The 25,384-nt window shown below is 62.4% G+C and carries 22 protein-coding genes; 13 read left to right on the top strand and 9 right to left on the bottom strand.

Annotated elements, in window-relative coordinates; genetic code table 11:
• The first annotated feature begins 8 nt into the window (after nucleotides 1-8).
• A complete protein-coding gene (locus tag BLP65_RS04620; protein WP_092993092.1) occupies nucleotides 9-2,378 on the top strand; it encodes a hybrid sensor histidine kinase/response regulator in 2,370 nt (789 codons plus the stop codon).
• Nucleotides 2,379-2,421: 43 nt separating this feature from the next.
• Here BLP65_RS04620 and BLP65_RS04615 read toward each other — a convergent pair whose 3' ends face one another.
• Nucleotides 2,422-3,345, bottom strand: a complete 924-nt coding sequence (locus BLP65_RS04615) for a glycerophosphodiester phosphodiesterase (RefSeq protein ID WP_092993089.1) — start codon at nucleotides 3,343-3,345, stop codon at nucleotides 2,422-2,424.
• Nucleotides 3,346-3,465: 120 nt separating this feature from the next.
• Here BLP65_RS04615 and BLP65_RS04610 point away from each other — a divergent pair, with 120 nt between their 5' ends.
• On the top strand, nucleotides 3,466-4,260 hold the full coding sequence (locus tag BLP65_RS04610) for a hypothetical protein (RefSeq protein ID WP_092993086.1): 795 nt from the start codon (nucleotides 3,466-3,468) through the stop codon (nucleotides 4,258-4,260).
• A gap of 44 nt (nucleotides 4,261-4,304) precedes the next feature.
• Here the strand turns inward: BLP65_RS04610 and BLP65_RS04605 are convergent, their stop codons facing one another.
• Nucleotides 4,305-6,719, bottom strand: coding sequence for a Lon protease family protein (locus BLP65_RS04605; RefSeq protein ID WP_092993083.1), 2,415 nt, complete (start codon nucleotides 6,717-6,719; stop codon nucleotides 4,305-4,307).
• A gap of 175 nt (nucleotides 6,720-6,894) precedes the next feature.
• On the opposite strand from BLP65_RS04605, the gene BLP65_RS04600 reads away from it, so the two are divergent.
• Complete coding sequence (locus BLP65_RS04600) at nucleotides 6,895-7,350, top strand: hemerythrin domain-containing protein (RefSeq protein WP_092993080.1); 456 nt, start codon at nucleotides 6,895-6,897, stop codon at nucleotides 7,348-7,350.
• Nucleotides 7,351-7,412: 62 nt separating this feature from the next.
• On the opposite strand, the gene BLP65_RS04595 is transcribed toward BLP65_RS04600, so the two are convergent.
• The gene (locus BLP65_RS04595) at nucleotides 7,413-7,682 is read right to left on the bottom strand and encodes a YkgJ family cysteine cluster protein (RefSeq protein ID WP_092993077.1); all 270 of its coding nucleotides are present in this window, start codon (nucleotides 7,680-7,682) and stop codon (nucleotides 7,413-7,415) included.
• Between the two features lie 13 nt (nucleotides 7,683-7,695).
• Nucleotides 7,696-9,159 (bottom strand): 4-hydroxy-3-polyprenylbenzoate decarboxylase, encoded by a 1,464-nt coding sequence (gene ubiD, locus BLP65_RS04590; protein ID WP_092993074.1) that lies wholly within the window; start codon nucleotides 9,157-9,159, stop codon nucleotides 7,696-7,698.
• A gap of 291 nt (nucleotides 9,160-9,450) precedes the next feature.
• Here ubiD and BLP65_RS04585 point away from each other — a divergent pair, with 291 nt between their 5' ends.
• Together BLP65_RS04585 and sodC are read left to right on the top strand one after the other, a co-directional pair.
• Nucleotides 9,451-10,254 carry a ParA family protein gene (locus BLP65_RS04585; protein WP_175452435.1) on the top strand — a complete coding sequence of 268 codons (804 nt, stop codon included), beginning with the start codon at nucleotides 9,451-9,453 and terminating at the stop codon, nucleotides 10,252-10,254.
• A gap of 98 nt (nucleotides 10,255-10,352) precedes the next feature.
• Complete coding sequence (sodC, locus tag BLP65_RS04580) at nucleotides 10,353-10,889, top strand: superoxide dismutase family protein (protein WP_092993067.1); 537 nt, start codon at nucleotides 10,353-10,355, stop codon at nucleotides 10,887-10,889.
• A gap of 51 nt (nucleotides 10,890-10,940) precedes the next feature.
• On the opposite strand, the gene hemB is transcribed toward sodC, so the two are convergent.
• Nucleotides 10,941-11,912 (bottom strand): porphobilinogen synthase, encoded by a 972-nt coding sequence (hemB, locus tag BLP65_RS04575; RefSeq protein WP_092993064.1) that lies wholly within the window; start codon nucleotides 11,910-11,912, stop codon nucleotides 10,941-10,943.
• A gap of 197 nt (nucleotides 11,913-12,109) precedes the next feature.
• Complete coding sequence (locus tag BLP65_RS04570) at nucleotides 12,110-12,619, bottom strand: sodium:proline symporter (RefSeq protein ID WP_217631895.1); 510 nt, start codon at nucleotides 12,617-12,619, stop codon at nucleotides 12,110-12,112.
• A 219-nt stretch (nucleotides 12,620-12,838) separates the two neighbouring features.
• Here BLP65_RS04570 and BLP65_RS04565 point away from each other — a divergent pair, with 219 nt between their 5' ends.
• From BLP65_RS04565 to BLP65_RS04550, 4 genes are all read left to right on the top strand, one after another.
• A complete protein-coding gene (locus tag BLP65_RS04565; RefSeq protein WP_092993061.1) occupies nucleotides 12,839-14,680 on the top strand; it encodes a glycoside hydrolase family 15 protein in 1,842 nt (613 codons plus the stop codon).
• Nucleotides 14,677-15,159 carry a hypothetical protein gene (locus tag BLP65_RS04560; RefSeq protein WP_092993058.1) on the top strand — a complete coding sequence of 161 codons (483 nt, stop codon included), beginning with the start codon at nucleotides 14,677-14,679 and terminating at the stop codon, nucleotides 15,157-15,159. The genes BLP65_RS04565 and BLP65_RS04560 overlap by 4 nt, the downstream gene beginning before the upstream one ends.
• A gap of 149 nt (nucleotides 15,160-15,308) precedes the next feature.
• The gene (gene zwf / locus BLP65_RS04555) at nucleotides 15,309-16,877 is read left to right on the top strand and encodes a glucose-6-phosphate dehydrogenase (protein WP_092993055.1); all 1,569 of its coding nucleotides are present in this window, start codon (nucleotides 15,309-15,311) and stop codon (nucleotides 16,875-16,877) included.
• 137 nt (nucleotides 16,878-17,014) lie between these two features.
• Nucleotides 17,015-17,992 carry a DUF3179 domain-containing protein gene (locus BLP65_RS04550; RefSeq protein ID WP_175452434.1) on the top strand — a complete coding sequence of 326 codons (978 nt, stop codon included), beginning with the start codon at nucleotides 17,015-17,017 and terminating at the stop codon, nucleotides 17,990-17,992.
• A gap of 97 nt (nucleotides 17,993-18,089) precedes the next feature.
• Here BLP65_RS04550 and BLP65_RS04545 read toward each other — a convergent pair whose 3' ends face one another.
• The 3 genes from BLP65_RS04545 to BLP65_RS04535 all read right to left on the bottom strand — a co-directional run bounded on the left by BLP65_RS04545 (nucleotide 18,090) and on the right by BLP65_RS04535 (nucleotide 21,252).
• Nucleotides 18,090-18,536: a DUF302 domain-containing protein gene (locus BLP65_RS04545; protein WP_217631894.1), complete on the bottom strand. Its 447-nt coding sequence runs from the start codon at nucleotides 18,534-18,536 to the stop codon at nucleotides 18,090-18,092.
• Between the two features lie 199 nt (nucleotides 18,537-18,735).
• Nucleotides 18,736-20,094, bottom strand: a complete 1,359-nt coding sequence (locus BLP65_RS04540; RefSeq protein ID WP_092993051.1) for a dihydrolipoyl dehydrogenase family protein — start codon at nucleotides 20,092-20,094, stop codon at nucleotides 18,736-18,738.
• 456 nt (nucleotides 20,095-20,550) lie between these two features.
• Entirely contained in the window at nucleotides 20,551-21,252 is a 702-nt protein-coding gene (locus BLP65_RS04535; protein WP_092993049.1) for a ComF family protein, read from the bottom strand.
• A 93-nt stretch (nucleotides 21,253-21,345) separates the two neighbouring features.
• Here BLP65_RS04535 and bioB point away from each other — a divergent pair, with 93 nt between their 5' ends.
• The 4 genes from bioB (at nucleotide 21,346) to bioC (ending at nucleotide 25,321) form a co-directional block, all read left to right on the top strand.
• Complete coding sequence (gene bioB / locus BLP65_RS04530) at nucleotides 21,346-22,314, top strand: biotin synthase BioB (protein WP_092993048.1); 969 nt, start codon at nucleotides 21,346-21,348, stop codon at nucleotides 22,312-22,314.
• Nucleotides 22,315-22,522: 208 nt separating this feature from the next.
• The gene (gene bioF / locus BLP65_RS04525) at nucleotides 22,523-23,677 is read left to right on the top strand and encodes an 8-amino-7-oxononanoate synthase (protein ID WP_092993273.1); all 1,155 of its coding nucleotides are present in this window, start codon (nucleotides 22,523-22,525) and stop codon (nucleotides 23,675-23,677) included.
• Nucleotides 23,674-24,438 carry a pimeloyl-ACP methyl ester esterase BioH gene (bioH, locus tag BLP65_RS04520; RefSeq protein ID WP_092993270.1) on the top strand — a complete coding sequence of 255 codons (765 nt, stop codon included), beginning with the start codon at nucleotides 23,674-23,676 and terminating at the stop codon, nucleotides 24,436-24,438. Before bioF ends, bioH begins: the two co-directional genes overlap by 4 nt.
• The gene (bioC, locus tag BLP65_RS04515; protein WP_092993046.1) at nucleotides 24,431-25,321 is read left to right on the top strand and encodes a malonyl-ACP O-methyltransferase BioC; all 891 of its coding nucleotides are present in this window, start codon (nucleotides 24,431-24,433) and stop codon (nucleotides 25,319-25,321) included. Before bioH ends, bioC begins: the two co-directional genes overlap by 8 nt.
• The last annotated feature ends 63 nt before the right edge of the window (nucleotides 25,322-25,384 follow it).

The raw sequence follows: 25,384 nt of genomic DNA, 5'->3' as shown, positions 1-25,384 counted from the left end.
ACTGTCCCATGCATGATCGCCGCCCGCTTTCCCGTCTACTATCGGTGTCAAACGGAATCCGTTCTATCGGTGCCATCTGGATCTGCGCGCCGATTCTTGCGGTGCTCTTCCTGCTGGCCGGATGGCTGAGCTTTATTGCCTTTTTCGACTATCCCTCACCGGTGGTTAGAGGCCCGGTAATGCTTGAAGATGCGTCCGGCGATTTGACGCCGCACCAGGCAAAGCAACGCGCGGGTGCGTTGTTGGCCAGTGGGGCGCCGGCCCCCCTTGATGCCCCCGCTGAAATCTACTGGTGGGTGGCCGAGGTGCAAAACCGGGATGCTCCCGGGCGGTGGGTCATGCATCTGGGTAACACCGCTATCGAAAAAGCGGAGCTGACGCTGTTCGCCGGAGACGAGCCGGTACACCACCAAGCCGTTGATCTTCTGGAATTGGCCGAGACCCCGGATTTCATTATCGGCCAGATCCTGCCCATCGACCTGCCGCCGAATACCCGGCACACGGTGGCGCTGCGCCTGGAAGGGCCGGTACCGCATCGTGGACTGGTCTTCATTAAACCCTACGACGTCGCCCAGGCGGAGGGCCGTTTTCACGGGGTGGCGATCTGGGCAGCCGCCGGCGCGATTGCCGCGCTGATTTTCTACAATCTGTTCCTCGGAATCAGCCTGAGGATGCCGGTTTATCTGTTCTATGTGGGGCATGCCGGCGGCCATCTGCTCTATCTCCTGACCGCCATGGGATCCATTGGCGCGGTACTCCCTGTAGTGGAGCGTTACGCGACGCTCAATATTCCGGGAATCCTCGTGGGTGTGGTGTTCGGGGCGCTGTTCGTCTATCGGTTCCTGGACCTGCCGACGATCGCACCCAGGCTGGCGCTTGTCTATCGGCTGTTTATCGGTCTGGTCCTGGGCGGTCTGCCGCTGGCCCTTTTCCTGGAACCCCATTTGTTCTTTACGCTGGTCCGCGGTAGCCACCTGGTATTGACTCTACTGGTGATTTCAGCCGGGGTGACGGCGATTGCCCGGGGGAAACCTGAAGCCCGCTATCTGCTGGCCGGATGGGGAGTCATGGTGGCCATGACCAGCCGGGGCATGCTCGGGGTGCTCGGGGTTCTGGAACTGACCCTGGATGCCGGGATTTGGGCGTTCTGGGCGGTGCTGTTCGAGATGTTCGTCATGTCGCTGGCTCTGGCCGATCGGGTACGCCGCCTGAGCCGTGATAAAGAGATTGCGCAGCAGGGCAACGCCGCCAAGTCGGCGTTTCTGGCGAACATGAGCCATGAGATCCGGACCCCACTGAACGGGGTGCTGGGCATGACGGATCTGTTGCGGGATACCGACCTGAACGACCAACAACGGGAATACGTGGAAAGTATTCGACACTCGGGCCGTTCATTGACGACCCTGCTCGAGGATGTCCTCGATTACTCCCGCGTGGAGGCGGGCCGTGTCGAGATTGCAAGCAATCCCTTCGAACCCCGGAAGTTGCTGGAGGAACTGCGCTTTCTGTTGACCCCTGATGCGGCCAAGAAGGGCTTGACGCTGAGTCTGACCATTGATCCCATGGTGCCTGCGGTACTGGTGGGCGATGCGGGTCGCTTGCGGCAGGTGTTTCTCAATCTCATGGGCAATGCTCTGAAATTTACCGAGCAGGGGGAGGTGCGGGTTCGGCTTGAGTATCTGCGGCGGGACGACCCGGTCAGTCCGTTGCTGTTCTCGGTAGAGGACACCGGCATCGGTATCGCTCCGGACGCGAAGGCACACCTGTTCGAACGGTTCAGGCAAGCCGACGACGGTATTGCCCGACGCTACGGCGGGAGCGGGCTGGGTCTTTCTATCGCCCGCGAACTGGTGCAATTGATGGGCGGTGACATCCGAGTAGAGAGTCGTCCCGGTGCCGGAAGCCGGTTCGTGGTGGAGTTGAATCTGCCTCGCGGGCGGATGCCACCTGCCGAGGCCGAGTCCGATCCTGCAACTCCTGCCATGAGTGTGCTGGTGGTGGACGACGAACCCATCAATCGCCGGGTGGCCGCCGAGCTACTCTCCCGTTCAGGGCATCGGGTTGAGGGGGTGGCGAGCGGCGCAGAGGCCATTGAACGGGTTGATGGCGGTGATTTCGACCTGGTGCTGATGGACCTGAGCATGCCCGAGATGGATGGGCTGGAGGCGACCCGCCGCATACACCGGATTGCCCCGGCTCTGCCGGTGGTCGGGTTGACGGCGCACGTCCTCCCCGAACACCGTGCCGCCTGTATCGAGGTGGGAATGACTGGCGTGTTGCACAAGCCGATCGAAGGTGACAAGCTGGCCCGGCTGCTGGTCGAGGCGATGGCGATGACCGAGCCCGACAAGCCGCTCTCCAGTCCGGTTTCTGCCTAGCCGAACGGGCGTGGGCCCGATAGGTGTCGGCCTGAAGGCCGACCTACAGATGGGCAAAGAATTCCTGGAGTTGCTCAGGATCGTCGGTCTCGATCCAGTCCACCCGTTGTTCGGCGAGACGGCGGATGATTTCCAGCGGCTCTTCGTACGAATGACGGGCAAGTCGGGTATCCAGCGGAAAGAGGGTATAGGCACCGACCAACATTCCCCTGGCGTGGAAACGTTCGACGGTGTCGCTGTCGATGAGCGTGTACTCAGCATCGACAAGGGTCGAGTCGATCAAACGACCGATGGCATTCGCTTCCATTAGAAAATTGAGAAAACTCACACCGTTCTGATTACCGGGCATCCTGGCCAGGTCGGTTCGGATCTCCGGTATCCGTTCGAACCACTCGCCTGCTTTCTCGCCGAGCATGCCGTCGTCGTAGGCGAAGCCCGAATGCAGACCGGCAAACTCCCGCTCCAGATACCAGAGCATGAAGAAGTCGAAGGAAGTGACGACTACCGAATTCGCCGCCCCGCAGCGGCGGATAACCCGGGCCACCTCGGTACCGGTGTGCCGGCGGTCCCAGCGGGGTGCATAGGCCTTCATTTCAATATTCATTAGCAGCTTGCCGCTGAATTCATCGAGAACCTCTTCCAGCAGCGGGATTCTCTCTTCCCGTCCGTAGTCGATTATCCTCCCGCCCCCCACATCGAGCCGGCGCCGGATGCGCAGCCGTGAGACTTCGTCCCAGCTCATGTCGGAGATCCTGCCCCTCACCCCGGTCAGTCGGTGGGTTTCTTCGTCGTGGAAAAGCACCACGTGGTCATCCCGGGTCCTGTAGACGTCGAATTCGACACCCTCGATGCCCAGTTCGACTGCCCGGCCAAGTCCGGCCAGGCTGTTTTCCTGGTGGAGCAGCGGGACCCCTCGATGGCCGAGAACGAAGGGGTGACGTTTTTCGACGAACAATGGATGCGCCATGTTTTCCTCCCTGATGATGCGCCCATGAACTTTGCTGCAATTGGGGGTTGAGCATGGACCACTAGCGTTCCTTCCCAGATTGCTTAATCTATGGGAAACGACTCAACACGGGGGCGGGCTATGACCGGGAAAGTTTGGGGCACCAGCTGCCTGTTGGCGGCTATCCTGCTCGGTGCCACTGCCACCGCCACCCGGGGTGAGGTCGTTCCGGACGGTAGCAGACTGGCAGGAAATATCAGTATCGGCAAGAGCTTGCGGATACCCCCTGCCGATATTCCCGATGGCTACGGCTCTTTTGCCGATTTGAATATCTATCTCACTTCGGGGAATTCTCCGCAACCCGACCGGATTGCAGCGGCCCTTCGACTGGCCCAGAAAAAGCTCGACGTCTGCCGGATCTTTCTGCGGGTGCATTCGGTCAATTACGTGGTCGGGCCGCCGCTGCTTTCCGAATGGGAGTCGATGGAGTTCAACAATGGATTGTCGCCATGGGAGCGCGCCTTCTTCAGCCTGACCCCGCGCCGTTCAGCCGGAGTCGTCTTTGTAAAACGCCTCGACTGGACCATTGGACGCGATGGCATCACCGCCGTGGGATACGGCGGTTACCTCGAGGAGGAGACCGACTATCTGAAAACGTCGCGTGACCGCCTCTTCTACCGCAACCACATGGCCGGCTATGCCGTGCTGGGCAGGAGTGTCGGAGAGTCGAGTCTGATCCATGAGCTTGGCCACGCCCTTTTGGGTCTCCGACACGTAAAGGATCGCAGCAATGTCATGTTCAGCGGCCTGCTGGCGCGGGACGACGATTCCGGGTTTAACGAGCGCCAGTGCGCCAGGGGCCGCGCCAATTATCCCTGGGTACGACCCGTTCCCGATCGCCAGATGGTCTCGGCGAGGCCGTTTCCTCCCGAATAAGGGCACTTCCAATAGCCCAACCCGGTTTCACTCGCTTCGTTCGCCTAGGAGCTGGCGAACTTGCGCCCGATTTCAGCCATGTCACGAACCGCCTGTTTGACGAGGGAGTTGACGGTGTCCTCGGGGTACGTTCCATCCTCCTGCAGATCACCCGCATCGCGTTCGCACAGCAGTCCGATACCCTCATCCACGGTGGTGATAGGGTAAATGTGGAAATCGCCGGCTTCGACGGCCTCTACGACCTCATCGCGCAGCATCAGGTGACGAACATTGGACTGGGGGATCACCACCCCCTGCTTGCCGGTCAATCCGGTCATTCGACAGACACTGAAGAACCCCTCGACCTTTTCGTTGACGCCGCCAATCGCCTGGATCTCGCCATGCTGATTGACGGAGCCGGTCACCGCCAGGTCCTGCCGTAGCGGCAGATTGGTGAGAGCAGAGAGTAGCGCAAACAGCTCGGCAGAGGAGGCGCTGTCGCCCTCCACGCCGCTATACAGCTGTTCGAAGGTCAGGGTTGCGGAGAGCGAGAGCGGCATGTCATGGGCGTAGCGTCCGCCCAGGTATCCCGCAAGGATCATCGAGCCCTTGTTGTGCAGCGGACCACCCAGCTTGCTCTCCCGATCGATGTTGACCACACCCTCGCTCCCCGCATAGGTGCGGGCGGTGATGCGCGAAGGGTGTCCGAAGCTGTAATCCCCCGCCGACAGAACGGCAAGGCCGTTGATCTGCCCGGCCCGTTTTCCCCGGGTGTCGATGAGGATTGCACCTTCCTCGATCATCTCCTGTAGCCGTTTTTCGACACGGTTGCCGCGGAAGATCTGCTCGTCGACGGCCTGTTTGACATCGCTGCCGAGGACCAGTGCATTGCCGTTGACACCGGCCCAGTAACTGGACTGGCGCAACAGGTCGACGATATCTCCGAATTTGATGGCCAGTTTGTCGCGATGGGATGCCATTCGTCCGCCAAACTCGACCACCCTGGCGACGCCGGACGGGTCGAAGTGCCGCAGCCCCTCTTCGCGGCATACCGTGCCGACGAAGCGGGCATACCGGTGCATATTGTCAGGCGACCAGTCCATTCGGGTCTCGAAATCGGCCTTGACCTTGAACAGTTCCTGAAATTCGGGGTCATGCTGATAGAGCAGGGAGTAGATCATCGGGTCACCGATGACGATCACCTTGGTCTCCAGCGGGATCGGCTCCGGTTGCAGAGTGCGGGTAGTGAGCGCCCCCATGGCCTCGTTGATGCCTTCGATAACGATCTTGCGGCTTTTCAGAGCCCTCTTCAGGAACTGCCAAGCGGCGGGCTTGGTCAGCAACTCCACCGCATCGAGCATGAGATAGCCGCCATTGGCGCGGTGAAGTGCACCGCCCTTGATAAGCCGGTAATTGGTCACCAGGGTTCCGAACTGTCCCTGATGTTCGATACGCCCGATCAGATTGGGGACCGTTGGATGACTCTCTTCCACCACCGGGGCACCGACGGCATGGCTGTTATCCACCACCAGATTGACCCGGTATTCGTCGAATGAGGGGGTTTGTCCTCCCTGCATCTGTGCGAGTAGCATCTGCTCCTGTCCGGATGCCTGCTCCAACTGATTGAGGTGCTTGAAGGCCTCCACATTGTGGAGCAGTGATTTGCGGACCTCGCCCAGGAATCCGGAGATTTCCGGAAAATCACGGTAGCGCTCCTTCAGTTCATTGAGGCGACTGTCCACCGCCATGGCGATCACGCGCCGATCCAGTTCTCGTGACCTTTCACGACCCTCTTTCTGCAGTTGCTCGGCCTGACGCATGGTCTCCCGGGTCTCCCGTTCGAGCTCCTCCTGGCGAGCCTCGATCTGCCGGCGACGCTTCTCGGGGAGCTGGGCAAGCTGGTCGGGCGTCATCATTTCGTCGTCGGAGAGGGGGGCGAGCATGATGCCCTGGGGGGTTTGCATGAGTCCGAATCCGGACTCGCGGACGTCGGCCTCCAGCTGCTGGAACAGCTCCTTGGCGCGGCGCTGGTAGTCCTGCTGAAGCTGCTGCTGTTCCTGGGCGTACTCCTTTTCCTCAAATGAGCGTGGTACTTCACTTTTTAGCCCCTCCACGAATTGGTCCATGTCGTTGCGAAATCCGGAACCGCACCCCTGCGACATCCGCAGGGCCTTTGGTTTGTCGGGATTCTGGAAGTTATTGACGTACAGCCAGTCATCGGGGGCCGGTTTCCCGGCGGCATCCTGCTCGAGAAACTTGCGTACGGTGGTGGTCTTCCCGGTGCCTATGGGACCAAGGGCATACATGTGATAGCCGACGCTCTTGATTTCGATGCCGAAGCCGATGGCCCGCAATGCCCGTTCCTGGCCCACAACACCCTCCAGATCGGGCAGTTCTTCGGTGGAATTGAATCCCAGCTCTTCCGGGCGGCATTCCCGGCGTAGTTCGGAACCCGGCAATGGTCGAATCTGATTTGCCATAACGCCTCCCTGCAATCGAAGTCGGAACCGGCGAGCAATGCCGATAGGCAAAGTGTAGGAGCCGCCCCGCGGGCAGGCGGTGCGTTCCGGCGACGAATTCTTCTCCGAGATTACGGTGTTCGGCGCCTGCCATTTCTATACTTTAGGCAACGGAAGGCCCAAGGAGGACAGGAGAATGGATGCTATCGAGTTCCTTAAGGTGGACCATGCCCATGTGCGTGATCTGGTCGGGCGCATGACGGCGTCCACGGCCGAACAGCTGGATTTGCGACATCAGCTGTTTGAACTGCTTCGGCAGGAGTTGGAGATCCACACCCGGATTGAAGAGCATCTCCTCTATCCGGTGATCGAGCGCCAGGGGAGTCACGAACAGGAGCAGGTGCGGGATAGCCTGGAGGAGCATCAGGAGATGCGCGACAGGCTGGCGCAACTGGCGAAGATCGATCCCTCCGATCAGCATTGGAAGCAATCCCTGATCGAATTCAACGAAGTCCTGGAGCACCATCTGAGTGATGAAGAGGAGGATCTTTTCCCCAGGGCCCGCCGGGAGATTGGCTCCGAACTGGAGCAAATGGGCGGCCGTATGTACCAGGAGAAAGGCGATCGACTGAGGGAATACAGCCTGCGGTGATACGCCCAACCCGGAAGCCGCTCTCTGGCTTCCGGGTTCCGTTCAGTGTTATCTGCGGCGGTTCAGCGAGAAGTTGAATCCGGTGCCGTATCCCTTTCCAGGTTTCGCAGCATTTCGGTGGCCTGCTCCCGGCCCTCGCCGCACATCGGCGCACTCGGCTGCAAATTACCGCAGACAGCTGGCCGCTCCGGATGTCCGAAGATTCGGCACAGGCCCTCGGCAGTAAGCTGCACACAAGGTGCTCCTGCCGGTTTGCCCTCGGGCATACCGGGGATGGGCGAGCTGATGGAGGGGGCGATGCAGCAGGCAGCGCACCCGGCCCGACACTTCATGTAATCTCCGTCATCAGAGCCCCAACTCGTCCCAAAGCTCATCCACCCGCTGCTTCACCTCGTCGCTCATGCGGATGGGCGTGCCCCACTCCCGGTCGGTCTCGCCGGGCCACTTGTTGGTGGCGTCGAAACCCATCTTGGAGCCGAGACCGGAGACCGGCGAGGCGAAATCGAGGTAGTCGATGGGGGTATTCTCAATCACGGTGGTATCGCGCTTCGGGTCCATCCGGGTGGTCATGGCCCATATGACATCGCGCCAGTCGCGTACGTTGACGTCGTCGTCGGTGACGATGACAAACTTGGTGTACATGAACTGACGAAGGAAGGACCACACGCCGAGCATTACCCGTTTGGCATGGCCGGGGTACTGCTTTTTCATGGAGACTACCGCCATGCGGTAGGAGCAGCCCTCAGGAGGAAGATAGAAATCGACGATCTCCGGGAACTGCTTCTGCAGGATGGGTACGAACACCTCATTGAGGGCCACCCCGAGCACCGCCGGCTCATCCGGCGGGCGTCCGGTGTAGGTGCTGTGATAGATGGGCTGCTTGCGGTGGGTGATGCGCTCGATGGTGAATACGGGAAAGCGCTCCACCTCGTTGTAGTAGCCGGTGTGGTCGCCATAGGGTCCCTCCGCGGCCATTTCATCGGGATGAATCACGCCTTCCAGCACGAATTCGGCCGAGGCGGGCACCTGCAGATCACTGCCGATGCAGGAGGTCACCTCGGTTTTCGAGCCGCGCAGCAGACCGGCAAAACCGTATTCGGACAGGCTGTCCGGTACCGGTGTGACCGCGCCGAGGATAGTGGCCGGATCGGCTCCCAGCGCCACCGCAATGGGGAACGGCTCGCCGGGGTTGGTTTTCTGCCAGTCACGAAAGTCCAGGGCACCGCCGCGGTGGGAGAGCCAGCGCATGATGACCTTGTTGCTGCCGATGACCTGCTGGCGGTAAATCCCCAGATTTTGCCGCTCCTTGTGCGGCCCTCGGGTCACCACCAGGCCCCAGGTGATGAGCGGCGCCACATCGCCCGGCCAGCAGGTCTGGATGGGCAGTTTCGAGAGGTCGATCTCGTCGCCCTCCAGTATTACCTCCTGGCAGGCGGCTCCCCGCACCGGCTTGGGTGACATGTTCAACACCTGCTTGAACATCGGCATCTTTTCCCAGGCATCCTTCATGCCCCTGGGCGGTTCCGGCTCCTTGAGGGCGGCCAGCAGTTTGCCTACTTCACGTAGCGCCTCCACCGATTCCTCGCCCATGCCCAAGGCCACTCGTTCCGGGGTGCCGAACAGGTTGGCGAGCACCGGGATGCTGTGCCCCCTGGGGTTCTCGAACAGGATGGCCGGTCCGCCGGCGCGCAACACCCGGTCGCTGATCTCGGTCATTTCCAGGTAGGGATCCACTTCCGCGGCGACCCGCTTCAGCTCGCCGCGCTGTTCCAGTTGCGCGATAAAGTCGCGTAAGTCTCGGTATTTCATGGGCGCTCAATCCGCGAATGTGCCGCTCATTATTGCGAGAGAGACCCTCATGGGCAAACTTGTTCTTCTCGCCGGGGCCATTACCGGCTGTTTTTTCAATCGATAAGGGGTGGGCGGGCCGTCAAGGTGAACAGAGACGCTTAAGTCCATCGGTTTTACTTATAAAATGTTAGGTTGATCACAACACGGCGCTTCACTATCCCCTACGCAGGTAAAGTGACATACATTGCCGTGATCACTCCGTTACACTAATAACGACTAGAGAAACAGGGCGCAACGCCTGTGATGGAGATGAAATTCAACTCATCCGAGCAGCATTCCCGCGGGTCCGGCTCGAGCGTTGCCAGCGGTCCCGTGATGGCGGAACGGCAACCGGTGCGCAGGATTCTGGTCCTCAATGGCAAGGGCGGTTGCGGCAAGACCACCATCACCACCAATCTGGCCAGCTATTATGCGTCCCGCTCAATGGGTGCGGCCATTTTTGACCATGACCCACAAGGCTCATCGACCCAGTGGTTGAGCCTGCGCGAAGGCGCCGGGCGCTACCCGATCCACGGTATCGCCGCTCACCGCAAGCCGGGTGCCCAGATGACCCGCACCTGGCAGTTGCGCCTGCCTCCCGGCGTACAGCGGGTGATCCTCGATGCGCCTGCGGGGGTAAGCGGGCATCAGCTGGCGGAGCTGGTGGCCGGCGTCGACGACATCCTGATTCCGGTACTGCCCTCGCCCATCGATATTCATGCGACCTCCCGCTTCATTCAGGATCTGCTGCTGGTGGCCAAGGCGCGTGCGCGTCACGTGCGTATGGGGGTCATCGCCAACCGGGTGCGGGAGACCAGCAAGATGTATCGCTCCCTCCGACGTTTTCTGGACACGCTCGATATCGCTTTCATTGCCCGCCTGCGTGACTCCAACAACTACATCCGGGCCGCCGCCGAGGGGCTCGGCATCCATGAGATGAACGAGAACCGTTACCGGCGTGATCAGGTGCAATGGGAAAAGATCATTCGCTGGCTGGAGAGTGCGGAGGGCCAGACGGCGGAGGCGCGTCGCAGTCTGTCACCGGCACAGCTCCGCGAGGGCCGCGGCAGCTGATTCTTTTGAATTCCTTTCGCTTTCCCGGACAGGAGTGGTCGATCGAAAGGGTGGTTTGCGCTATGCCTTGTACTTGTGGGTATTCAGGAGGAGAACCGATGAGAGCCATTCTCATGCTGTGTGTTGTCGGAGCGTTCGGGGTGGCAACGGCCCGGGCAGAACCGATTGAAATGACCGTCAATGTCATCGGCGATACGGGGGTCGGGGAGTCGCTGGGGAGTGTGACCTTCGAGAATTCACGGTTCGAAGGGGTCATGATCGGTCCCGACCTGTCCGGACTCCCTCCGGGGATCCATGGTTTTCATGTGCATGCCAAGCCCGACTGCGGCACCGGACTCAAGGATGGCGAGGAGACGGCCGGCGTAGCTGCCGGTGGTCACTACGACCCGCAGCGCACCGATAGCCACGAGGGTCCCTACGGTCGCGGACACCTGGGGGATCTTCCGGTGCTTCATGTGGACGAGGACGGCACCGCCACCATACCTGTGCTGGCCCCCCGGCTGGAGCTGGCCGATCTGCGTGGCCGCGCCGTGATTGTCCACCAGGACGGCGATAATTATTCGGATGATCCGGAACCGCTGGGCGGTGGTGGCTCCCGAATAGCGTGCGGGGTCATCCCAAGGAAAGATTCGTGATAAAAGATTCGAGATGCGAGGTTGCGCCTCGCATCTCGTTCCTCCACCTCGTCACTCTTCCCTTAGCCAGTTGGCCACGCGCTTGCCGAAGTAGGTCAGAATGCCGTCGGCGCCGGCGCGCTTGAAGGAGAGCAGCGCCTCCATAACCACCTGCCGCTCCTCCAGCCAGCCGTTGCCGGCGGCGGCCATGAGCATGGCGTACTCGCCCGAGACCTGATAGGCGTAGGTGGGCACACCGAACTCATCCTTCACCCGCCGTACGATATCCAGGTAGGGCATTCCCGGCTTGACCATCACCATGTCGGCGCCCTCTTCCAGGTCGAGACCGACTTCGTGCAGGGCTTCATCGCTGTTGGCCGGGTCCATCTGATAGGTGCGCTTGTCGCCGCCCCCCAGGTTGGCCGCTGACCCGACCGCGTCGCGGAAGGGACCGTAGAAGCTCGAGGCATACTTGGCCGAGTAGGCCATGATGCGGGTATGGATGTGGCCGGTCGCCTCCAGGGCATCGCGGATGGCCCCGATGCGTCCGTCCATCATGTCCGAGGGTGCCACTACCTGGGCGCCGGCCTCGGCGTGGGAAACCGCCTGCCTGACCAGCACTTCTACGGTCTCGTCGTTCATGACGTAGCCTGAATCGTCGATGAGGCCGTCCTGGCCGTGGCTGGTGAAGGGGTCCAGAGCCACATCGGTCATGATGCCCAGTTCGGGGAAGCTCTCCCGCACGGCCCGCACCGTTCGCTGCGCCAGGCCTTCCGGATTATAGGCCTCCTCGGCATTCAGGCTCTTCTTCTCCTGGGGCGTGACCGGAAACAGCGCTACCATCGGGATCCCCAGGGCGACCAGCTCCTCCACCTCTTTCAGCAGCAGGTCGATCGAGAGGCGCTCGACTCCGGGCATCGAGGCCACCGCTTCCCGCTGGTTTTTCCCCTCCAGCACAAACATCGGATAGATCAGGTCGTTGGCGGTCAACACCGTCTCGCGCATCAGCCGGCGCGAGAACTCGTCGCGGCGCATGCGACGCATGCGCGTGCGGGAAAAGCCCCCACGGGCAGTCTCTAAACGGCTCACGGATTATCCCCTGGTTCGATTGCGAAACCCTGAATGTACCACAACCGCCCGGCAGGTCGGGCCTCCTGATAGCAGGGCCAGGCTGGTGCATCGCACGGCATTGGCGCGGGGGGCGCCCTGCCGCCGGTGCAGACCGGCGGCGGGAGAGTGGCTTAGGCCTCGATGTGGTGATTCGACTCGCGTCGGGCGAGGGCCTTGTAGCTCCACGCCAACACAAAGCCGAAGAGAAGGTGGGCGAATATGGTGATACCGTTGCGGGCCATGGCGAACCAGGGGAAGGCCGCCGTAGAGATGTAGAAGTTGACCAGATAGACAGCCAACCCGAATCCCACACCGACCGCCAGTGCCCATGTTAAATCGAGACGGAAGATGAGGAACGCCAGTACCAGCCCCAGAATGATGGACAGGGCGAAGTGGACCACCAATGCCGCCATTACGATACCGAAGTCGAACGTCGCCGGCGGTGGCAGAACCCCCTCGCCCAATATGATCGCGGCTATCATCCGTGGTGGTCCCCACAGGCTGCCTCCACCGATAGTGGCCACCAGCGCCATCTCGACGATCAGGAAGACCACGCCTGCGATGAGCCCGCCCCATACTGCCGGCATCCAGTGGGGATGGCTGCCACGTTCAATGTAAGTTTCTGCACTTGTACGTGCCATATCACACCTCCGTGTGTCGTGTCTGTAATGAAATAGTGCGTTCCGCGACTTTTCGTTCATGAGTCGCAATAATGACCACATTCCTTACATGTTTAGAATCCACTTTTCATTAATCCGCCATCCTGAATAATGACTTAAGCTATTTGTAGCAAATATCTGATCCGAGGCTCCGATCCCGTGTAGACGCGGGACGCTGCCGTGTCATTACGGGAGAGCACGATGGGGACCGGCAATCCAGCCATCGGAGACTACGCTGTCATCGGTGATTGTCGTTCGGCGGCACTGATTTCCCGCAGCGGCTCCATCGATTGGTTGTGCCGTCCCCGATTCGACAGCCCTTCGCTTTTCGCTGCTCTGCTCGATCCCGAAAAAGGTGGATGTTTCGCGGTCCGGCCCACTGCGCCTTTCACGACCCGTCGCCGTTACGTCGGTGACACCAATGTCCTGGAGACCACCTTTTATACCGACCACGGCGTACTTCGGCTCACCGATTTGATGCCCGTGGACTCCGAGGAGAATAAACGCAGGCAGCTCTGGGCCGCCCACCAAATCCTCCGCAGGGTGGAGTGTGTCGAGGGCGAAGTGGAGGTCGAGGTGATTTGTGATCCGCGTCCGAACTACGGGCGTGAACAGTGCCGGCCCAGGGACCGGGGGCGCCTGGGAATCTACTACGAGCACCAGGGGCGCGCCTTCATCCTGCGTAGCGAAATGCCGCTCACTATCTCATCCCGTAACGGCACGGCGTACCTTCAGCACACCCTGCGTGCAGGTGAGTGCCGGCATCTTTCGACCGTCTACACCGAACGTGAGCCCTCATTCATCCCGCCACTGGGCGAGGAGGCGGAACGGCGAATCCGTGCCTCACTGGATTGGTGGAACGCCTGGTCGGAACGCGGCACCTACCGGGGCCCCTATGGGTCGATGGTGCGCCGCAGCGCGCTGGTGCTCAAGCTGATGACCTATGCCCCCTCGGGTGCCGTCGTGGCGGCGCCGACCACCTCACTGCCGGAGTGGCCTGGAGGCGTCCGCAACTGGGACTACCGTTACTGCTGGCTGCGCGATGCGTCGCTGACGTTGCGTGCGCTGTACGGACTCGGCTATGGAGAAGAGGCGGACGCCTTTATCGACTGGTTGATGCACTCCACCCGTCTGACGTGGCCGGAGCTGCAGATCATCTATAACGTCTATGGCGAGACCCGTCTTGACGAGAGCGAACTGGATCATTTGGCGGGCTTCGCCGGGTCACGGCCGGTTCGGATCGGCAACAACGCGTGTCATCAGTTGCAGCTGGACATTTACGGGGAAGTCATCGATGCGGTCTACGAATTCGTGCGTCACGGCGGGCGTCTCGATGCCGCAACGCAAAAGCTGCTGATAGGCTTCGGTGAGACCGCCTGCCGGCGCTGGCGCGAGCCCGACGAGGGGATCTGGGAGGTGCGGGGGGGACGCAAGCACCACACCTACTCGAAGGCGATGTGCTGGGTGGCACTCGATCGCCTGCTGCAACTGCATCGTGCCGGCCACCTGAAGAAGGCTCCCATTGATCGATTCCGCACAGAGCGGGATAGCCTGCGTGCCGAGATCGAGCAGCGTGGCTACAACACCGAAGTCGACAGTTATGTCAGCACCCTGGATGGCGGGGAGCTCGATGCCAGTCTGCTGCTGCTTTCGGTCCACGGCTACCTGGACCCCCGTTCGGAGCGCGCCGGCCGAACCCGGGAGGCCATTCGTGAAAAGTTGGGGCGTAACGGTCTGCTGTATCGATACCGGGTGCAGGATGACGGCCTTCCGGGAGAAGAGGCGGCATTCGGGATCTGCAGCTTCTGGGCGGTGGCCGACCTGGCACTGGCTGGAGAGATCCGGCAAGCCGAGGTCCTGTTCGAGCGCATCATCGGCTATGCCAATGATCTCGGACTCTTCGCCGAGGAGATCGACCCGGACAGCGGCGCGGCGCTCGGTAATTTTCCGCAGGCCTTCACCCATGTGGGCCTGGTCGACGCGGCGTTACTGATTGAGGATGCGAAACGCGGCGGTAAAACGCCAAAGGGAGGCGCGCGTTGAATTGGCCGGAAGTCCTGCTCTGGGGGTTTGTAGCCACCCTGTTTCTCACTACCATCATGGCGGCCGGCCAAGGGCTCGGATACTCCCGGATGAGCATCCCCTATATGCTGGGGACCGTGTTTACACCGGATCACCGACGGGCGATGGTGATCGGCTTTGCGCTGCACTTTTTCAATGGCTGGCTGTTTGCGCTGTTTTATGCGCTCATCCTCGAAAGTCTCTGCCGATCCGGATGGTTGTTGGGAGCCCTGATCGGGTTGGCGCAAGCACTGGTGGTCCTGATCACACTGCTGCCCATTCTGCCGAGCCTTCATCCCCGTATGGCCAGCGAGCATCGAGGGCCGGAACCGACCCGGGCGCTCGAGCCACCCGGCTTCCTTGCCCTCAACTACGGGCGTCGAACCCCGCTCGTGACGATCCTTGCGCATCTTGTCTACGGGGGCGTGATCGGTGGCTTCTATCAGCCCTTGTGTGGCTGATACTGGCGGCGAGAATCATTCGCCGATCAGAATGCAGACAGCGGCGCCATTCGTCTATCCTTCGCCAAAACGGGTGTGATCGACTCTGCCATCGTCAGAAAAACGACGGAAAAGAGTGTTCATCTCCGCAAAACAACAGGGAAGCGGCCATGACCAGCGGCATTGATCTCACCACCCACATTGAGTTGTCACCCGGTGCGCTGCCCCGGGCCGACCCCTGCGTTATCGTGATCTTCGGCGCCACCGGCGATCTCACCCGACGCAAGCTCATTCCGGCCCTGTTTCACCTGGCCTGTGTGGGCAGCATGGCGTCACAATTCCAGGTAGTGGGAATCGCGCGCCAACCCATGGATGACGAAGCCTTTCGTGAACAGTTGAAGAAGGGCGTGGACCGCTCCGATGAGAGTGGCTCATTTGATGAAGAGGAATGGCGGGTCTTCTCGCAGCGCCTCTACTATCTGCAGGGCGACTTCGCCGATCCGCAGACGCACCGTCATCTGGCTGACTACCTGAACGGGCAATCGCAGTTCGCAGCGAAAAACCGGCTGTTCTACCTTGCCAGCTCACCCAGTGTCGCCCCGGCCATTATCCACGGCCTCGCGGCCGCCGGACTCAATCAGGAGGAGGGGGGCTGGTCGCGTATCGTCATCGAAAAGCCGTTCGGCCGCGACCTGACCTCGGCCCGCGCCCTGAACGCTACTGTCGCAGAGGCCTTCAACGAACGGCAGGTCTACCGCATCGATCACTACCTGGGCAAGGAGACGGTACAGAACATCCTGTTTTTCCGTTTCGGCAACGCCCTGTTCGAGCCGCTCTGGAACCGCGGCCATGTCGAATACGTCGAGATCACTGCCGCCGAACCCCTGGGTGTGGGCAGTCGTGCCGGCTACTACGAAGAGTCCGGGGCTCTGCGCGATATGGTGGCTAATCACCTCATGCAGCTGCTGGCGCTGACCGCCATGGAGGCGCCGGTCGCCTTCGATGCCGACGCCGTCCGCGACAAGAAGATTGAGGTGTGGCGCAGCATCCGTCCGATGACGCCGGAGGAAGTCTCTCGCCGCACCGTGCGCGCCCAGTACCGGGCGGGCCGGGTTGGTGACACCGGGGTGCCCGGCTACCGGGAGGAGGCTGGTGTGGCACCGGACTCCCGCACCGAGACCTATACCGCACTGGAACTGCACGTCGACAACTGGCGTTGGGCCGGTGTCCCCTTCTACCTGCGTACGGGGAAACGGTTGGCGCGCCAATTGACGGAGATTGTGGTGCATTTTCGCCACCCGCCCCTCGCCCTGTTCCCCCGGGAGGAGGCCCTGCGGGCCAATGTTATCGCCCTGCGCATCCAGCCCGACGAAGGCATCAGCCTCGCTTTTGGCGCCAAACAGCCTGGAGCCGAACGCAAGACGGTGCCGGTCAGTATGGATTTCTGCTACCGGGCCGCGTTCGGTGACAACCCGCCCTCGGCCTATGCCGTGCTGCTCCTCGACGCCCTGCGCGGCGACCCCACCCTGTTCACCCGTTGTGACGGTGTGGAGGCGCAGTGGCGCCTGATTACCCCCATCGAGGAGGCCTGGGCCGCCGATAAAGAGGGTCCGCTGGCCGGCTATGCGGCGGGCAGCGACGGCCCGTCGGAAGCCGATGCCCTGTTGGGGCGAAATGGACACCGGTGGCGCTCTATCACCGACAATTCCGGGATGTGCAATTCTGAAAATTCGGGTTAGGTACCGGTTCAGCGGGTCTGCGCCATTCGACTATTCTTCGAACAAGTTGCCATTCGGGGGAGCAAATGCGAAACGGAGTGTTGCTTATCCTGCTCTGCCTAATGCCGTTCACTGTGGTCGGCGGAACGGATCGGCCTGTGTCTCCAGGCTCGGAGGGTACACTGCCCGTTCGTCCACTGGCCGTGCCGTTGGCTGTTCCTCTGGAGACTTACCAGAGCAGCGTTGTGTCCGGGGGGCCGGGCCGCGACGGAGTCCCTTCCATCGACGAGCCGCGGTTCCTTTCGGGAGAAGATGCCGACCGCTTCCTGGCTTCCGACGACATCGTCTTCGGTGTGACCCTGGAGGGAGAGTCCCGGGCCTATCCGCGAGGTATTCTGGTATGGCACGAGATCGTCAATGACCGTATCGGCGATCAGACCATCAGCATTACCTACTGCCCCTTGACCGGCACCGTTCTCGGTTTCGAGCGTGGAAGCACTACCCTGGGAGTGTCGGGCCAACTGGTCAACAGCAACCTGATCCTGTATGACCGTGCCACCAAAAGTCTCTGGCCCCAGATCCTGTCGACGGCCATCAGTGGTCCCCTGAAGGGAAAGTCCTTGAAGTCGTTTCCGGTCGTGTGGACGACGTGGTCCCAATGGCAATCGCTACACCCCGACACCACCGTACTCTCGACCAACACCGGCTACACCAGGAACTACTTTCATGACCCTTACGGGGGCTACCATCCCAAACGCGGTTACTACGACACCGAGGCTCCGCCACGTTTTCCGGTATTGCATTCCGATTCGATTCTGCCGCCCAAAGAGGTTGTGATCGGCGCCCGAACCTCTTCGGGTGCGGTTGCATTCCATAAAGAGAGTCTGGGCCGCGAAAAGATCATGGAGGGCCGGCTCGCTGCCGAACCGGTCATTGCCGTGTACGACGATCGGCTCGGTACCGCATATATCTACCAGGGTCCGGCTGCGTCAAAGGCAACCTACCGCGATGGCAATCTGGTTTTTGAGGGTGAAACCTACGCCCCGGATGCACTACCTCTGGAGCGGCTAAATGCTTTTGAGGTGATGTGGTTTGCCTGGTACGGGTTTTTCCCCGAGACCGTACTCCATCGCTGACCATCAAGCCGCGCTACTCCTCCACCAGTCACCGGCGCACGCCGAGTCCCGCTCCCGTTATTGTGGTCTTGTCCATCGTCTGCTGACCGATGAAGGTTCAGTTTCCGCTTGCCTGGCGGGCAAGTTTGTCCAGCGCAACGCCCACCTTTTCGAGAACGGCCTCACAGCCGCTGATCCGGTGGCGGTCAGCGAGGTATTGCGGCGCGTTGTAGCCGATTCGGGTCGAACCCTCCTCTTCCCAGACCAGCATCTTCATCGGCAGGTCGATGGCGACGCTACGACGGCACTGCATGAGTTGGGTCCCGATCTCCGGGTTGCCGAAGATCACCAGCCGCGTGGGCGCCAGTTCAAGTCCCGCCGTATTTGCGGCACCGGCATGGTCGACGGTGGCAATCACGTTCATGCCGGCCCGCTCAACGGCGGTGAGCAAACGCTGCTGGATTTCGGCCGCGTCATAACGGCTATTCAGGGTGATCAAACCCTCGGCGGCCATGGCCGGCAGTGTCAGTGCCAGTGTCAGTAGTAAGGTTGTCAGACGTAACATGGGGCAGAATCCCTCCCTTGGTTAGTTTTGAACGGAGCCGGGGCCCGCCATCGGGCCCCGGCTGCTCTCGTCGATTAGCGGCTCCCCACCACAATGGGATAGCCGCACTTGGCCTCCGTGACGTTCTTTCCGGCGGGTTCGTTTGCTGTCGCCGCTCATAATGATGTGACGGGAAGCTGGATGCGCTCCCGGCCCGGGATCATTCCGGTTGCCGGGCTGCCTGGGCGAGTGAGGGCAGGTATTCGCCATAGGTGGGATGAATGTGCTGTAGCGGCTCCAGCTGCGATGCCGTGGCGCCCGTCTCGATGAGATCGAGCAGCACATGCACCAACTCCGCCGTCTCGTACCCGACCAGGGTGGCGCCGATGATGCGGTCGCTTTCGGCATCCACCGTCAGCTGGAAAAACCCGAGACCGTGGCCCCACTCGATGGCCCGGTTCGTGTTGCCGATATCCATGTATCCCTCGCGCACGGCGATCCCCTTCGCGGCGGCCTGTTCCGGGCTTAGCCCGGCCCGGCCTACTTGTGGTTCGGTGAAGACGGCGTAGGCGAGCACTCGGTCATCGCGTCGGCGCGGCTGTCCGGCCAGGGTTGCCAGCAGCCTGCGGTGGTCCTCCCAGGAGACATGGGTAAATGCAGGCTGGCCCGCGGCCTCTCCGAAGGCGTAGACCCCGGGGCGTGTGCTCTCCAGGTGATCGTTGACGCGGACATGTCCGCGTTCGTCGAGTTCGATCCCCGCCCGGTCGACATGCAGCGCTTCCGTGTTGGGTCGCCGTCCCGTGGCCAACAGGAGCGCATCGCCTTCAAGCGTCTCCCCGTTGTTCAATGCCAAGGCTACCCGATTACCGGCGAGCGGCGAGGCGCGTTTTGCCTCAGTGCGCCGGTGGAGCACTATCCCGTCCCGCTGTAGCGCCTCTTCGAGCACTGCACTCACCCGCGGGCTCTCGCTGGCCAGCACGCGGTTACCCCGCAGGAGAAGATGCACCTCGCTCCCCAGTCGGGACAGGCCCTGGCCAATCTCCAGTGCGATGAAGCCGCCCCCGATGATTAGCGTCCGTTCCGGGCAGCGTTCCAGCTCCCAGATGTTGTGGTTGGTGAAGTACGGCGTCTCCTGTAGTCCCGGAATGGGTGGCAGTGCGGCCGAACTGCCGGTATCGATCACCGTCACTGGGGCGGAAAAGCTCCGGCCCCCGCCCTGGACGTGGCCCTGCCCGGTAAACGATGCCTCGGCCTCTACCACTTCGACACCCGCCGCCTCGATCCGGCTCTGTGTCGACCGTGCGAAGCGGTCGCGAATCTCGCGCACACGCTCCATCACCTTAGGGAAGTCGACTGTCACGCGACAGTTCACGCCGAGCACCCCTGCCGCAGAGGCTCTGCCCGCGGCGTGGGCTGCAGCAAGGAATGCCTTGCTGGGGGTGCAGCCCCAATTGATGCAGTTACCGCCGAAACGCTCCCGCTCGAACAGCACCACTCGCTTGCCCTGTTCGGCCAAGGTGGTGGCAAACGGAACCCCTCCCTGGCCGCTGCCGATGACAATCGCATCCACCGTGTCCATAGCCACTCTCCGTCGCTTTACCCAGGCCACCTCCCTGCTTCTCGAAACCTAGATGCTCGTGCCGGAAACGTCCACGGAAACCGCTCCGGAGAGCTCCTCTCGACGCGTGTCATTGCGAGGAGCCCCAGCGACGCGGCAATCTGGTACTCGGCTCTTCGAGATTGCTTCGTCGCTGGGGCTCCTCGCAATGACAGTTCGAGTTGGTCACTGATCGGCGTGGGAGCGGAAGGTGGAGCTTTTTAAGAACGTAACGATTCAGCCTTTCCTTGAACTTCGAACCACGGGGAACACGGGGCGCACGGGGGAGAAAAAAGCCCGAATAACTTGTTTTACCCCGTGTACCCCGTGGTTACCAGTTCTTCATTGATTCGGGCCTGGCAGCAGGGGGTACGGCTCACAGAGGGTTAAATGCGCATTGTTCGGCGTAAAGGATGGCTAAACATACTGCTCCTGAATCTACACCGCTCGTGCGGCCACCCAGACCTCTACCTCGGCGACACCGGCGCGTTTGAGGGCGCGGGCGAGTTCCCCGGCCGTGGCGCCGGTGGAGAGGACGTCATCCACAATCGCCACCCGGCGTGGCGGGTTGGGCCACTCCACTTCGAAGGCCTCGCGCAGGTTGAGGCGCCGCTCCTTGCGGGTCAGCCGGGACTGGTTCTCGGTGTGACGTGTCCGCCGGCAGCGGGCGGTCTCCATCGGAAGACCCAGGGCCTTCGCCAGCGGCCGGGCCAGCTCCAGGGACTGGTTGAAGCCACGCTCCCGCAGTCGGGTGGCATGCAGGGGTACCGGTAACAGATAGTCCGGGGCCGGCACGTCGGCAAATCGTTGAACCAGCAGGGTACTGAGGAGCCGGCCTGCGGTGAACTGCTGGTGGAACTTGAGCGCCTGGACCAGCCAGTCGACCGGCGGGCCGTAGGCGAAGGCCGATCGGCAGCGATCGAACGGCGGCGGCTTCCGCTGGCAGGCGCCGCAACGGATGGTGGCGGGGTGTTGCAGGGGACGGCCGCAGCTCAGACAGGGGTGCGCGATGGTGGGGAGGTCCGAGAGACAGCCGCGGCACAGGTCCAGATGCTCGTGTCCCGGGTCGCCGCAGAGGAGACAAACAGGCGGAATCAGGTTAAACTGTAACCAGTTGTAAACCTGAAGGATCCCTCGCATTTGACAGCTCCCTTTCCAGACGGAATACTCGGTCAGCTTATCGTTAGGGGCCGCCTCTGTCAGGTCCCGCCAAAAAAACCAGAAGAGAGAGCAATGGACGATACCGTACGTCAGCCGCAACTTCGTCACGACTGGGACCTCGAAGAGGTTCGGGCGCTATTTGCAATGCCCTTCAATGACCTGGTGTTCCGCGCCCAAGGCGTGCATCGGCTGCATTTCGATCCCAATGCGGTGCAGATCAGCACACTGTTGAACATCAAGACCGGCGGCTGCTCGGAGAACTGTGGCTACTGCTCCCAGAGCGCCCACTTCGATACCGGCCTCGAGCGCGAGTCGCTGATGGCCTTTGAAGAGGTCATGGCCGCTGCCAAGGACGCCAAGGAGAAGGGCGCCTCGCGCTTCTGCATGGGGGCGGCCTGGAGCAGCCCCAAGGCGAAGGATCTGGAGCCGGTCATCGAAATGGTCAGGGGGGTGAAATCCCTGGGACTGGAGACCTGTGTCACCCTCGGCATGCTGAAGCAGGCGCAGGCCGACGCCCTCAAGGAGGCGGGACTCGATTACTACAATCACAACCTCGATGCCTCCCGGGAGTACTACGAGAGTGTGGTGACCACCCGCTCCTTCGACGATCGGCTCGACACCCTGCAGGCGGTGCGAGAGACCGGCCTCAAGGTCTGTTCCGGCGGCATCATCGGCATGGGCGAATCCCGCGATGATCGCGTGCGGCTGCTCATCGAACTGGCCAACCTGCCCGAGCACCCCCACAGCGTGCCCATCAATCGTCTGGTGAAGGTGGAGGGCACGCCGCTGGCCGACTCCCCGGACCTCGACATTTTCGAATTCGTGCGTACCATCGCCGTGGCGCGCCTGCTGATGCCGTACTCCTACGTGCGCCTTTCTGCCGGCCGAGAAACCATGAACGACGAGGCCCAGGCCCTCTGCTTCCTCGCCGGCGCCAACTCCATCTTTTATGGCGAAAAGCTCCTGACCGCCGACAACACCAGCACCGGCCACGACCAGCAGCTCTTCGAGCGCCTGGACATCCATGCGACTCTGAAATGAATGATCGCACCACAGAGGCGCAGAGTTCGCTGAGGGATACAGGGGCTGAAGCGGGCTAATGATCATGGTGGGCGTTGCTGCCATCCCGGGCCACTGTCTCCTGTAGGTCGGCCTTCAGCCGTCATCGAGTTTTGACGGGCTAAAGCCCGACCTACATGCCCCATCGTTAACTCCGTGTCTCTGCGCCTCATGGTGAATGAATCAGTCCATGAAAAACCTTCAAGCCGAACTGGACCGTCGCCGGGCTGCGCACCTCTACCGTAGCCGCCGGGTGACGGAGGGGCCGCAGGGTCCCGAGGTCTCCGTTAACGGGGAATCGTTGCTCGGTTTCTGCTCCAACGACTATCTGGGGCTGGCCGCCGACCCGCGGGTGGCGGAGGCGATGATCCGCGGCGTGCGGGAGTACGGCGTCGGCAGTGGGGCGGCGCATCTGGTCACCGGCCACAGCCGGGCTCACCACGCGCTCGAGGAGGAGCTGGCGGATTTCGTCGGCCGTGAGCGGGCGCTGCTGTTCTCCACGGGTTATATGGCCAATCTCGGTGTGGTCACCGCGCTGGTGGGGGCGGGCGATTCGGTCTTCGAGGATCGCCTCAACCACGCCTCGCTGCTCGATGCCGGTCTGCTCTCCCGGGCGCGTCTGTCCCGCTTCCCCCATGCCGATGCGGCTGCCCTCGATGAGCGCCTGGCCGCCAGTCGGGCGGAGAACCGGTTGGTGGTGACCGATGGCGTGTTCAGCATGGATGGCGACATCGCGCCCCTGGCGGCACTGGCCGAAACCGCCCGCCGCCACGAGGCCTGGCTGCTGGTGGACGATGCGCACGGGCTCGGCGTCATCGGTCCCGGCGGGACCGGGTGTACCGGGCAGGCGGGCCTCGGCAGCGCCGACGTCCCGATCCTGGTGGGGACACTGGGCAAGGGCTTCGGCACCTTTGGTGCCTTTGTCGCCGGCGATGCCGTTCTGATTGAAAACCTGATCCAGCAGGCACGGTCCTACATCTACACCACGGCCTTGCCCCCGGCGGTGGCCGAGGCTACCCGGGAGAGCCTGCGCATTGTCCGGGAAGAGGGGTGGCGGCGCGAACACCTGCAGAGTCTGGTGGCGCGGTTCCGGGCGGGTGCCGAACGGCTCGGCCTGGACCTGATGCCGTCATCCACCCCGATTCAGCCGCTGCTGGTGGGCGGGGCCGGCCCGGCACTCGCCATCAGTGACGCCCTGCGGGAGCGAGGCCTGCTGGTTGGCGCCATTCGCCCGCCGACGGTGCCCGAGGGTACGGCGCGGCTGCGCATCACCCTGTCCGCCGCTCACAGCGAGGCGCACGTGGACCGACTGTTGGAGGTACTCGACGAGGTATGGGAGGCGTGAAGCTCCACACCGAGACGTTCGGCAGCGGTCCCGATGTCGTGCTGGTGCACGGCTGGGGCCTGCATGGGGGCATTTGGGCGCAAGTCGCCGAACGGCTGGCGCACTCCTGTCGGGTCACCCTGGTGGATCTGCCCGGCCATGGTCGCAGCCCTCCGCTTTCCGCCGGATCCGAAGGAACCGATGTGGATGCTGTGGCCGGTGCCGTCTCGGAGGCCGTGCCCGCCGGGGCCGCCTGGGTGGGATGGTCGCTGGGCGGCATGGTGGCCCTTGCCGCTGCTTCCCGGGCGGGCGTGGGTCGCCTGGTCCTGGTCGGGACCAATCCGCGCTTTGTCGCCGATGCCGGCTGGCCCGGCATGGCGCCGGAGCTGCTGGCCGGTTTTGCCGAGGCACTGGCGGCTGATTACCAGACGACCCTGATCCGCTTCCTCGCCCTCCAGACCCGAGGTGCCGAAGGCGGTCGAGAGACGCTGCGCGGCTTGCGGGAACGGGTCTTTGCCCACGGCGAACCGGACCCCCGTGCCCTGAAAGCGGGACTGCGTATCCTCGCCGAGGCAGACCTGCGGACACGGCTCGCCGGGATCGCCCTGCCGGCGCTGGTGGTTCACGGTGCGCGGGACACGCTGGTCCCGGTGGAGGCAGCGGTGCGCACGGCCGAACGGTTGGGGGCCGAACTGGCCGTGATCGAGGGTGCCGGCCACGCCCCGTTTCTTTCCCACAGCGAGGCCTTTAGCGCCCGACTGGAGTCCTTTATCCATGCCTGATTTGCCGCGTCCCGACAAAGCCCGAATTCGAGAGTCCTTCGAGCGGGCGGTGGATAGCTATGATGCTGCGGCCGTGCTCCAGCGTGAGGTGGGTGAGCGCCTGCTGGAGCGTCTGGACCCGATCCGGATGGAGCCGCAGCGCATTCTGGACGTGGGCGCCGGCACAGGCTGGTGCAGCGAGGCGCTGGCACAGCGGTATCGCAAGGCGCAGATTGTCGCGATGGACCTGGCGCACGGCATGGTGTGCCGCACCCGCGGTCGTTTTGGCCCTCTCAACCGGCGCCTGCGGGGCCACCGCTTTGCCTGTGGCGACGCCGAGCAGTTGCCCTTTGCCGATGCTCGCTTCGATCTGGTGTTTTCCAACCTGACCCTGCAGTGGTGCGATCTCGAACGAACCTTTGCGGAATTCCGGCGGGTGCTGCGCCCTGGCGGGCTGGTGATGTTCAGCACCTTCGGTCCCGATACTCTCAAGGAGTTGCGCGCCAGCTGGGCCGAGGTGGACCGGGAAGTGCACGTCAACGAATTCCTGGACATGCATCACGTGGGGGATGCGATGGTGAATGCCCGCCTCGCCGACCCGGTGGTGGACATGGAACTCCTGACCCTTACTTACGAGAGCGTCCCGGCCCTGATGAGCGACCTCAAGTCGCTCGGCGCACAGACCGTACGCGGTGGACGACGCCCGACCCTGACCGGCAAGTCCCGCCTGAAGGCGCTGAGTGAGGCCTATGAGCGCTTCCGCCACGAGGGTCGTCTGCACTCGACCTGGGAGGTGGTCTACGGTCACGCCTGGGCACCGGATAGCGTTCCCCAGCAACACACCAGTGACGGCGCCACCGGCATCCGCTTCGAGCAGCTGCGGGGTGCGCTGAAAAAGCGTTAGGAAAGCATTTGCGCCTGTGGCAGGTTTCTTCGTGCCGGGTGATTCGGGTGGTTCAGTTCAGCG

This window comes from Thiohalomonas denitrificans, assembly GCF_900102855.1.
Taxonomy (GTDB): Bacteria; Pseudomonadota; Gammaproteobacteria; order Thiohalomonadales; family Thiohalomonadaceae; genus Thiohalomonas; species Thiohalomonas denitrificans.
Note: the sequence above shows the minus strand (reverse complement) of the source record. Positions and strands in the feature narration are given on the sequence as shown.

Excerpts from the sequence above, each read along its gene's own strand:
- BLP65_RS04615 (WP_092993089.1), bottom strand. The coding sequence starts at position 3,345 with ATGGCGCATCCATTGTTCGTCGAAAAACGTCACCCCTTCGTTCTCGGC.
- BLP65_RS04595 (WP_092993077.1), bottom strand. The coding sequence starts at position 7,682 with ATGAAGTGTCGGGCCGGGTGCGCTGCCTGCTGCATCGCCCCCTCCATC.
- hemB (WP_092993064.1), bottom strand. The coding sequence starts at position 11,912 with ATGCGTCGCATGCGCCGCGACGAGTTCTCGCGCCGGCTGATGCGCGAG.
- zwf (WP_092993055.1), top strand. The coding sequence starts at position 15,309 with ATGACCAGCGGCATTGATCTCACCACCCACATTGAGTTGTCACCCGGT.
- BLP65_RS04540 (WP_092993051.1), bottom strand. The coding sequence starts at position 20,094 with ATGGACACGGTGGATGCGATTGTCATCGGCAGCGGCCAGGGAGGGGTT.
- BLP65_RS04605 (WP_092993083.1), bottom strand. The coding sequence starts at position 6,719 with ATGGCAAATCAGATTCGACCATTGCCGGGTTCCGAACTACGCCGGGAA.
- ubiD (WP_092993074.1), bottom strand. The coding sequence starts at position 9,159 with ATGAAATACCGAGACTTACGCGACTTTATCGCGCAACTGGAACAGCGC.
- bioC (WP_092993046.1), top strand. The coding sequence starts at position 24,431 with ATGCCTGATTTGCCGCGTCCCGACAAAGCCCGAATTCGAGAGTCCTTC.
- BLP65_RS04610 (WP_092993086.1), top strand. The coding sequence starts at position 3,466 with ATGACCGGGAAAGTTTGGGGCACCAGCTGCCTGTTGGCGGCTATCCTG.
- BLP65_RS04545 (WP_217631894.1), bottom strand. The coding sequence starts at position 18,536 with ATGTTACGTCTGACAACCTTACTACTGACACTGGCACTGACACTGCCG.
- sodC (WP_092993067.1), top strand. The coding sequence starts at position 10,353 with ATGAGAGCCATTCTCATGCTGTGTGTTGTCGGAGCGTTCGGGGTGGCA.
- BLP65_RS04570 (WP_217631895.1), bottom strand. The coding sequence starts at position 12,619 with ATGGCACGTACAAGTGCAGAAACTTACATTGAACGTGGCAGCCATCCC.
- BLP65_RS04620 (WP_092993092.1), top strand. The coding sequence starts at position 9 with ATGCATGATCGCCGCCCGCTTTCCCGTCTACTATCGGTGTCAAACGGA.
- BLP65_RS04565 (WP_092993061.1), top strand. The coding sequence starts at position 12,839 with ATGGGGACCGGCAATCCAGCCATCGGAGACTACGCTGTCATCGGTGAT.
- bioF (WP_092993273.1), top strand. The coding sequence starts at position 22,523 with ATGAAAAACCTTCAAGCCGAACTGGACCGTCGCCGGGCTGCGCACCTC.
- BLP65_RS04535 (WP_092993049.1), bottom strand. The coding sequence starts at position 21,252 with ATGCGAGGGATCCTTCAGGTTTACAACTGGTTACAGTTTAACCTGATT.
- bioB (WP_092993048.1), top strand. The coding sequence starts at position 21,346 with ATGGACGATACCGTACGTCAGCCGCAACTTCGTCACGACTGGGACCTC.
- BLP65_RS04585 (WP_175452435.1), top strand. The coding sequence starts at position 9,451 with ATGAAATTCAACTCATCCGAGCAGCATTCCCGCGGGTCCGGCTCGAGC.
- BLP65_RS04600 (WP_092993080.1), top strand. The coding sequence starts at position 6,895 with ATGGATGCTATCGAGTTCCTTAAGGTGGACCATGCCCATGTGCGTGAT.